This is a genomic window from Dysgonomonas sp. 521 (assembly GCF_010501055.1).
GTDB lineage: Bacteria > Bacteroidota > Bacteroidia > Bacteroidales > Dysgonomonadaceae > Dysgonomonas.
The window spans coordinates 1-9,577 of the sequence record NZ_QVMO01000038.1; the positions used below are offsets into that span (position 1 = coordinate 1).

General features: G+C 40.7%; 9 protein-coding genes. 2 read left to right on the plus strand and 7 right to left on the minus strand.

Annotated elements, in window-relative coordinates:
• The coding region (locus tag D0T84_RS22575; protein ID WP_221413134.1) for a hypothetical protein at window positions 1–194 on the plus strand (194 nt) is incomplete at its 5' end.
• A 311-nt stretch (window positions 195–505) separates the two neighbouring features.
• On the opposite strand, the gene D0T84_RS11720 is transcribed toward D0T84_RS22575, so the two are convergent.
• The 7 genes from D0T84_RS11720 to D0T84_RS11750 all read right to left on the minus strand — a co-directional run bounded on the left by D0T84_RS11720 (window position 506) and on the right by D0T84_RS11750 (window position 6,830).
• Window positions 506–727 (minus strand): DUF2795 domain-containing protein, encoded by a 222-nt coding sequence (locus D0T84_RS11720; RefSeq protein WP_006800744.1) that lies wholly within the window; start codon window positions 725–727, stop codon window positions 506–508.
• 66 nt (window positions 728–793) lie between these two features.
• Window positions 794–1,354, minus strand: a complete 561-nt coding sequence (locus tag D0T84_RS11725) for a cob(I)yrinic acid a,c-diamide adenosyltransferase (RefSeq protein WP_163308061.1) — start codon at window positions 1,352–1,354, stop codon at window positions 794–796.
• 249 nt (window positions 1,355–1,603) lie between these two features.
• A complete protein-coding gene (locus D0T84_RS11730) occupies window positions 1,604–2,284 on the minus strand; it encodes a class I SAM-dependent methyltransferase (protein WP_163308062.1) in 681 nt (226 codons plus the stop codon).
• Between the two features lies 1 nt (window position 2,285).
• Window positions 2,286–2,981 (minus strand): porin family protein, encoded by a 696-nt coding sequence (locus D0T84_RS11735; protein ID WP_163308063.1) that lies wholly within the window; start codon window positions 2,979–2,981, stop codon window positions 2,286–2,288.
• Complete coding sequence (locus D0T84_RS11740; RefSeq protein WP_163308064.1) at window positions 2,982–4,733, minus strand: LysM peptidoglycan-binding domain-containing protein; 1,752 nt, start codon at window positions 4,731–4,733, stop codon at window positions 2,982–2,984.
• Between the two features lie 110 nt (window positions 4,734–4,843).
• Complete coding sequence (locus D0T84_RS11745) at window positions 4,844–6,082, minus strand: hypothetical protein (RefSeq protein WP_163308065.1); 1,239 nt, start codon at window positions 6,080–6,082, stop codon at window positions 4,844–4,846.
• 16 nt (window positions 6,083–6,098) lie between these two features.
• Window positions 6,099–6,830, minus strand: coding sequence for a 1-acyl-sn-glycerol-3-phosphate acyltransferase (locus D0T84_RS11750; protein WP_255495335.1), 732 nt, complete (start codon window positions 6,828–6,830; stop codon window positions 6,099–6,101).
• Window positions 6,831–6,972: 142 nt separating this feature from the next.
• Between D0T84_RS11750 and uvrB the strand changes: the two genes are divergently transcribed.
• A complete protein-coding gene (gene uvrB / locus D0T84_RS11755) occupies window positions 6,973–8,991 on the plus strand; it encodes an excinuclease ABC subunit UvrB (RefSeq protein ID WP_163308067.1) in 2,019 nt (672 codons plus the stop codon).
• The last annotated feature ends 586 nt before the right edge of the window (window positions 8,992–9,577 follow it).

Below are 9,577 nucleotides of genomic sequence, written 5' to 3' on the forward strand. Positions count from 1 at the left end.
TTTGGGTGGATATCTGCCGGAATGGCAGATTTTTAGAACCGATTTCTAATGGATTTAGAACCGGATTACTGGGTGGGGATGCTCCGGATTATGCATCATTATCACTGCTACAACCAATAAATACTGAAGGTAAGATTAACAGCACAATCAATAATGCTTTTTTCATATTTATATTAAAAATTTATGTTCTATAAGAATTATTATCTGTATTTTAATAGACTTGGTCGATTTCTCAGCACATCGTTCTTCGGAGCTAATTGTGCCTGCTTTAGCTAAAAGGGCAATATAGTGTAAATAAAGAGTCTTTTCCTTTATTTTCAATATTGTTTGCTTAGATCAGTACTATCTTTTACCCTTTACTTTAAGAATATCACCCTTTTTAGGGTTGCATTTAGGGTAACAAATATAGCAAAAAAGGGCATAAAAAAGAGATTAAGGCAATTATTTGTTACCCTAATCTCTTGTATATATGCTTTATTTTAAAGCCTTTTACAACTTTTTGAGTCTAATACTCGTCTTCGTTAAAGAAGAAGTCCTCTTTGCTTGGATAATCAGGCCAGATATCTTCGATTGTATCAAAGATTTCATCCTCATCCTCTATTTCCTGTAAGTTTTCGATTACTTCGAGAGGCGCACCCGAACGTTGAGCATAGTCAATCAACTCTTCTTTTGTTGCAGGCCATGGCGCGTCTTCTAATTTTGATGCTAATTCTAAAGTCCAGTACATAGTATTTTAGTTTATTTATTTTTTGCCAGTTTGGTTATATTTTCCGCAAAAATATAACAATATTTCTTATATCAATGCCTGATTCCAAAATATTTCCGTTCCTTTCTTATTACACTCTTTACGGGCAAGCAGGAAAAAGTAATCGGAGAGCCTGTTTACGAACATCAGGACAAGATCGTCGACAGGGAATTCTTCTTTCACTTTATATATACACCGTTCACACCTGCGGCAGATAGTACGGCATATATGGGCGCGTGCTGCTGATTCGCTTCCTCCCGGCAATACAAACTGCCGTAGCTGAGGCAGCTCGCTATCCATTCTGTCCATTTCGTTTTCGAGGACAGAAATATCCTTATCCGTGATAATGCTGGCAGCTTTTGGCGGTATAGCTTCTGTTTCGGTGGCCAGGTATGAACCCACTGTGAACAACCTATGCTGGATGAAAGACAATATTTCCAAGTCATGCTCGTCGTCTATCTCCTGAATAAGGAATCCTACAAAAGAGTTCAACTCGTCAGTTGTACCATATGCATCGAGCCTAACATGCGCCTTTGCTACACGTTTACCCCCCACAAGAGATGTCATTCCCTTATCCCCGGTTTTGGTATATATAGCACTCTTTTTCATTTATTCTATATTTAAGTATAAAAAGTATTAATGATAATAGCTCAGGTCTAATTGCATAATGTACTTCTATTTACAAAAGCAATATAAGTAACAATTAATAAACAGCCTGATGTATTGGATTATAAAGGGAAAACCTCTGTGTTACTCCTTTTACTCCGTGTCTCAAAGATTTTTGAGAGATGCATGGCATATCAAATAAAAAAATTAAAACTCCTGGTTATTTCTATCATTGCTAAAAGGTTAGAAACCTTAAAAGCTGATTTGATACTTCCACCGGTACAAAGTTTTATCAAAGAAAACGATACCGATATTAAACAGATCCAGAACCACAGTCCTGCTATCCATCTTGATAACACTTCTCCATAACGCTTGATTGTGCCTGTTTGTTCTGATACCCCTGACAATTATAAACGTTTTTTCGTGTGAGATGTCTGCCAGATATTTGGATATATCAGAAGGTAAACGGTTATAGTTATTCAAGTCGATATAGATACAATCTTGCTTCTCGCTTAATTCCGGCAACAGGGAATTAGTATGTAAGGTTATATTTTTACTCCAGTCTTCATAGAGTTTTTCGGCAATAATATACTTCTTGGCATTGGGTTCTATACACATACATCTTATATTGCTCGACGCTGCTGTAAGGCACAAAGTATTAACCCCGTAGCCGGATCCGATTTCAAGTATATTATCGGGCTTAAAATGATTGACCAGACGGAATGAGAGTAGATTGTGTTTCTTCAGGCGCAGGAATTTATAAGGGTCTATTAATGCCCCTATATCATCGTAAACATGATATGGCGCTTTTTCTTCGATGACCTTCGTTACCAGATTAAAGACAAAAGGAGAATGTATACCATGTCCTCTATGGTGGCGTATTTTATATAGTATTTTTAGTCCTGTTTTCGATAGTTTGTATATGCGTGGCATATCAGAACAACTTGACGTAGTAGGTTAATTTAGCATATATTACCCGGTTCGCCGACCGTGAAAAATGATCAGACTTGCTGTTTTTGTAAATATCGCCCAGTCCGAATGAGTATCTTCCCTCCAAAGCAAAGCTTCCTATTCCGGTACGGAATTCGAGTCCCATCCCGGCAATCAGTCCGTAGTCAATACTACGCTCAGCTTTACGGTAGTATTGATGAGTTTCGAAGCCTTCGGAAACTCCGTCTGAAAGGTATTCTTTCAGCTTAGAATTCATCTTTTCACTGTCGCTGATGAGATAACCTATTTTTGGTCCCAGATTAAGTATGAACCTTACTTTATTCCCGAAATAAATATGTGTGAGGATAGGCATTTCAAGGTAATTCAGCTGATGGGAATGCTCAAGCCCCAGGTTACTGTAATTTTCATTTTTACTGAAATCCTGTTCCCATCCCTGCTGGCTGAAATTTAACTCGGCTATAATACCAATGTTCTTTTCCGAAACGTAGCGTATGGCTACACCGCCATGATACTGCATCCGGTTTTTCGTGGTAACGCGTGGCTGAAAATCTACAGCCGAAAACGTGGGGCCGAATCCTACACCTACATTCCATTCAGGTTTGAACTCTTTATTTTGTCCATACATGAATGTGCCGAAATATAGCGGCAAAAACAAAAGCAATAAATATCTTTTTACCATTTAATCAGTGATACTTATTTTTTCAAGACCTGAATTTTCTTTATAACGAATAAAATATATTCCGTTGTTTACAAATCCCCCGTTCTTATCATTTACTTTTTCAAAGGAGATAGATGATTGTAAAGTAGGTACATTTATTCTGGATATATTGTTATCGAATGAGCTTCCGTATTGTTTCAACGCTGTCAGGAAGTAAAGCCCCGTGTCATATCCGAGGTAACCCCATTTTGGGAACGAATTGATAAGGTTCTTATTATACCATTGCTTATATTGCCCGGCAAAATCCTTTACTCCGCTTTGTTCCCCATCAACGAAGAATATGCTGTAAATATAGGAATTATATTTATGCAGATTGGCTACCTGGGCACTATAAGTCTGCCATTCAGGGTAACCGAACAGGGTAATTGAATTGCCTGTTATAAGATTTACCGATGCGGTAATTCTCCTGAGTGTCACTTCGGTAGAAGATGTAGGTATTATTATATTCTCCTTTGTGGCATTCAGCGCGTTTTTTAGGTCGTTCAGCAGATTGTTCGAATTTGTTATCGTCTTAGACTGTATCGCTGACTTGGATAGGCCTTTTTTCAGTTCGTTCACAAAGTCCATTTTATCGTTGTTCGAACCGGCTTCGGATACAAAGATTATGTTATAATTGCTGAATCTCTTTACAAATGCAGAAACCACTTCCGGATATAAGGACGAATGCGATGATGTCATCTGGAAAAGTAACGGGTCATTGTTTATCTCGCTAGAAGAACCAAATGGAATTACATACTTGATACCTGTCTTTTTAGAGAACTTGACAAGAGCATCTATCTGCTGTTTGGACACACCTCCTATGATAAGGTGTAGATTGTTCATTTCATTCGTTTCCATCAGGCTTTCCAGCCTTTTTGTATTTTTTTCGGGACCTGTATCGAATGTGTATATTTCAGCGTTCAAACCTTTGCTTTTCATGTCTTTTACAGCCAGCAGGAATCCTTCGTAGTATTCGGTAAGTTTGTCCTTCGCTATACTTCCGCCGTTATCTGTGAATGGCAGAAGGATACCTACACGTACTGTTTCGCCTTTCGCTGCGGATGGAGTATCCATGCTTGTCGGTATATATTCCGTTCCGGAAACATTATTAGCTGCCTGTCCGCTTGGGATGATTATAGTCATGCCGTCTTTCAGCCCCCCGTTTTTTAATGACGGATTCGCGTTCAGGAGAGCTTCTACTGTCGTATTATTGGCTTTACCGATGCTGTATAGTGTTTCCCCTTTTTGCACCTTGTATTCGATGTTAGACCTCATTGTATTGCTTCCCGATTGATAAGCGGAAGGTACAGGTTCGTTGAAAACGGGGATTTTGATTGTTTTTCCTATGCTGAATGTACTTTCTGTTAATCCGGGATTAGCATCTTTAACATCATCTACAGATATCTTATACATACGTGAAACGGAAAACAATGTCTCTTTTGCTTCAATCAGGTGGTTGCTATAACTTGCGATGGCTCTCACTTTACGTATTTGCAGTTTGTCGCCTGCTTTGATTCCCTGCTCAGCTTTTGGGTTTAGTTTGTATATCTGCTGTACGGTTGTCTGATATGCGGCAGCTATCGAATATACAGTTTCCCCTTTGGCCACTGTATGTGTAATAATGTCGTCGTATGTATTCTGCGAAATGGAAATTGATGTAGTATATGCATACGATAAGCGTGTGGAACATGCCATCAGTATGAACGACAATAAGAATATATGTTTCAACTTCATGCTATATTGTTGTTAAGTGTAAAACGCAAAAGTACAAAAAAATGAATGTTATTTGCCTATTCTGTAATCAGTATGTTCAATCCGGGTAAATTTCTAACATTTATTATGTTTCAATCCTCGTCACTTTCTACAGCTTCTATAGCATCCAGTGTGTCGTCAAAGTCGTCAGAATCAGTATCTTCGGTCATCATTTCCAATATGTCATAGGGGAAAGGTTGTATATATGTAAGTTTCCACATGCCCTTGTACCATATTGCTTCGAAGATAATACCTGCCTGATGCTCCTTATGTTGGAATTTTATATCGGTGCGGAGTGTGATATTGTTCAGGTCTTTAAACTTCCTGTCCCCGTTTGATATTTCTATGTCTGTATTGGATGGGGACAACCGGCTTAAGTCATTTTCCTCAAATTCTTCTTTCATATTTTCCTGTAACTCTCCCCACGAATTTTTTAATTCTGTTTCGAATAATAGGGACGGGTTTTCCAGATAAGAACTTATCTCGTTCAGGAATTCCTCATCTACTTCTCCTCTTTCTTTCTTTTCTCTCAATTGCTTAATCATGACGTTTCCTGATGTTTCCATATATTCATTCTCCGTCAGGAAGGAGTTATCCGTTCCGAATGCAGCGCCTTGCGTTAACAGGCTTACTATTTTTTGATTAAATGCAGCAGGGGATTCTATCGTCAGGGCTTTTTCGATATCTGTTGGCTGATAGGCCGTATTGTACTTGTATGTGGCGTCATCCGGTATCTGTTCTGTATTTGATTCTGGTTCGAACACAAGTTCGTCATCCTCCATCTGGGTATATCTGTATATGTTAGGCTCAACAGTTATAAGTACCCACTGATTGTCTGCCCACTGAACCGAAGCCTCGAAGGCATATACCTCTTCCTTATAGTTCATGCTGATATACAGGTCGAAGGCGTCCGGCATATATTCTGCATCCTGATCCTTTGATAACTTGAAGAATGTTTTATTGTATGTCGCTGTCCGGGCATTAATATTGTACTGGTCCATATATTGAAGTAATACAGGCCAACTGTTTTTTAAGTTTTCTGTGTACAGGGCTTCCGCTTTACCGTCTAAATTGTCTAAATCGCCTTGCAGGAACATTTTTTCAGCTTCGTCAGCACTTTTCATTTCCTCTTGCAGGTATGGTGTCCATCCTTTCTTATACAGTGCTGTATAGCTGCCTAAATCGGTGTATGCCGGAGATTTTGCTATATCAGCCCTGTTTGCCATCATTTCGAAGAGGTGTTTGCCTACGGTTTCGGGCAAAGGCAGGTTCTGGGCTTCTACGGCAGAGCTCAGTAACAAGAGTACTGTTGAAAACAGAATTTTTTTCATCTTTATTAAAGCATCATTATTTGTATTTGTCCCATAATCCGGAATATACTATTTCGCGGCAGTTATTTATAAATTCGTTCATATTATCTTCATTCAGGTCTTTTGTAGAAATCGGTTTGTGTACCACCAGTTCCAGCTTACACGGATTGAAGAGGTATGTATGTATCTTCATCAGGTCGAAAGGGCCGTTTACCGTTACAGGTACTATTTCAAGCTCCATTTCTTTGGCGATGATGAATGCCCCTCTTTTGAAACGTCCCATTTTACCGGTTTTAGTCCTTGCCCCTTCGGGGAATATAACCATCGACGCTCCTTTTCCCAGTTGGGCTTCGGCTTTGCCTATTGTGTCCTTCATCGATTTCAGGTTAGATTGGTCGACAAAGACATGCCCTGCTATTTCAGAAGCTTTACCTACGAAAGGTATTTTGCGCAGCTCTTGTTTTTGCACCCATTTTATATTTTGGTTAAGGTAGCCGTAGATAAGGAAAATATCGAAAGCTCCCTGATGATTGGGTACGAATACGTATGATTTGTTTGGGTCGAGTTCGGCGTGGCGGACTACCTTTATAGGGCACAGCGCCAGTCGGCAAGCTAACTTCGACCAATAACGGGGCGGGTAATATCCCCAAAAATTCTTATCACCGATCAGGCATCCTATCATGACTGTTACAGCAGTGATAATAGTAGCTAAAACAAAAATAGGAGCAAAAATAAAAAGCTCATAAAGGAACAGAACAATTTTCTTCATACTCGTGAGATTCGATTTTATAATACAAAAATACATTTTTTAATCGTAAAACATTTTTTGCATATCTAGTTAATAGAGCTTATTTAAAAATAAATGTGCAAAAATCTTATTATCTTTGATTTATGAAAGGCGAAAAATTGAAATGAATTTTAAATTAACCTCCAACTATAGTCCTACGGGAGACCAGCCGGCTGCGATAGCTGCTCTATCCGAGGGCGTTATACAACATGTCCCTTCACAGACATTATTGGGTGTGACCGGGTCGGGAAAGACTTTTACAGTTGCCAATGTCATACAGGCTGTGGAAAAACCCACGTTGGTACTGAGCCATAATAAGACATTAGCGGCACAGCTGTATAGCGAGTTCAAAACGTTCTTTCCAGATAACGCCGTGGAGTATTTCGTCTCTTATTACGATTACTATCAGCCCGAAGCCTATATTCCTTCTACGAATACATACATCGAAAAGGATTTGTCCATCAATGATGAGATAGAAAAGTTGCGACTGGCTACTACTACTTCTCTTTTATCCGGTCGTCGCGATGTTATCGTAGTGTCTTCCGTGTCCTGTTTGTACGGCATGGGAAACCCCGAAGACTTTGAGAGTTCGACAATTAGCCTTCACGTAGGGCAAAAAATCGTGCGCGATGTTTTTCTCCGCGCTTTAGTCAATGCGTTATATTCACGTAATGAGGTTGATCCGAAAGCCGGCAATTTCCGCGTAAAGGGGGATACCGTTGATGTTTTCCTCGCTTATGGCGATCCCATCGTACGGGTTGTGTTTTGGGGGGATGAGATCGAAAGCATTGAGTGTCTGGATCCTTTGAGTGGTGTAAGGATAGACAGGTATGATGATTTCCGCATATATCCGGCGAATCTTTTTGTTACCACTAAAGACCGGATGGTAAGGGCGATAAACGAAATAGAAATCGATTTGGGGCGTCAGGTAGACTTCTTCCAGTCTATAGGTAAGCCATTGGAAGCTAAAAGACTCTATGAACGTGTTACTTACGATCTTGAAATGATACGCGAAGTAGGGCATTGTTCAGGTATAGAGAACTATTCGCGCTACTTTGACAACCGAAAACCGGGTACGCGTCCGTTCTGCCTCCTTGATTTCTTCCCTGACGACTTCCTGATGGTAATAGATGAAAGCCATGTAACAATACCCCAGATACGCGCCATGTATGGAGGCGACCATTCCCGTAAGGAAAATCTGGTGGAATATGGTTTCCGCCTTCCTGCCGCGCTGGACAACCGCCCGTTGAAGTTCGAAGAGTTCGAATCGCTTGTTCCTCAGACCATTTATGTAAGTGCAACGCCCGCCGACTATGAATTGATGAAGTCGGAAGGGGTGGTTGTGGAGCAGCTTATACGCCCTACGGGCCTGTTAGATCCTCCGATTGACGTGCGTCCCAGCCTCAACCAGATTGATGACCTGATGGAAGAGATACAGATACGTGTAGAACAAAACGAGCGTACGCTTGTAACTACGCTTACCAAACGCATGGCGGAGGAACTGACAGCCTATTTGTCTAACAACGGGATCAGTTGCAGCTATATTCATTCCGATGTGGACACGTTAGACCGTGTGCAGATAATGGATGACCTGCGAACGGGGATGTTTGACGTACTGGTAGGGGTCAATCTCTTGCGCGAAGGCCTTGATCTTCCGGAAGTTTCGCTCGTAGCCATACTGGATGCGGACAAAGAGGGTTTTTTACGTTCACACCGCTCGTTAACCCAGACTGTAGGACGTGCCGCGCGTAATGTGAATGGTAAAGTGATCTTCTATGCCGACAAGATTACAGAGAGTATGGAAAAGACCATCAACGAGACAAACCGCAGGCGCGAAAAACAAATGGCATACAACGAAGAACACGGCATCACTCCGCAACAGATACAAAAAGCCCGTACTTCTGTCTTTACCCAGCGAAAGGGAGAGGAAATATCAGCGGTAAAATCGTATAGCCAGCAAGACTCTCTTGCCATAGCCTCAGAAGACCAGATTGAATACATGAGCAAGGAAGAGTTGAAGAAAGCGATTGCCAAGGCGAAAAAACAGATGGCGGCTGCTGCGAAGAAGCTTGAATTCCTTGAAGCCGCACAGTTTCGCGATCAGATGATACGCCTCGAAGATGAACTGAAAAGTAAAGGTTGATTAGTTCCCTTTATAGAAAAGTGACAATTGAATTGAAAATCGACGGAGCGAAGCGTAGTCAAAGGTGACACTTTTTTCATTACTTTTATCTGTTACCTTTTTCCCTCTGATTATATCAAAGAACTCCTTATATAAAACAATTTTCCCCGAAAAAACAACAGGCTGTACTACAAAAAAGGTGACAGCCATTCCCAATAATCAACCTGTCCCGAAGGGACTGAAGGTGGATAACCACGGGTAAAAGCCGTGGCAGGGACTGACTGGAAAATATGTCTCCGTAGGAGGCAAATAGCGAAAATTAGTCCCATTCGCCTCCTGCGGAGACGGTCTATTTCTATCTACTTTTGCCACGGGCTTTACCCGTGGTTATCCGTATTAGCCCGCTTCGCGGACTTGTACTGCAAAAAGTGACAAAGGTGACACTTTTTTCATTACTTTTCCCTGTTACTTTTTTCCTTTGATTATATCAAAGAACGCTTTATAAGTAATGGAAAGTATTTATTGTAACATTAGTTGTCTAACCCTTCCCCCTTCGGGGACTTCCCTTTATCAAAAGGGAAGAGTGCCTGACGGATCAAACGGCACC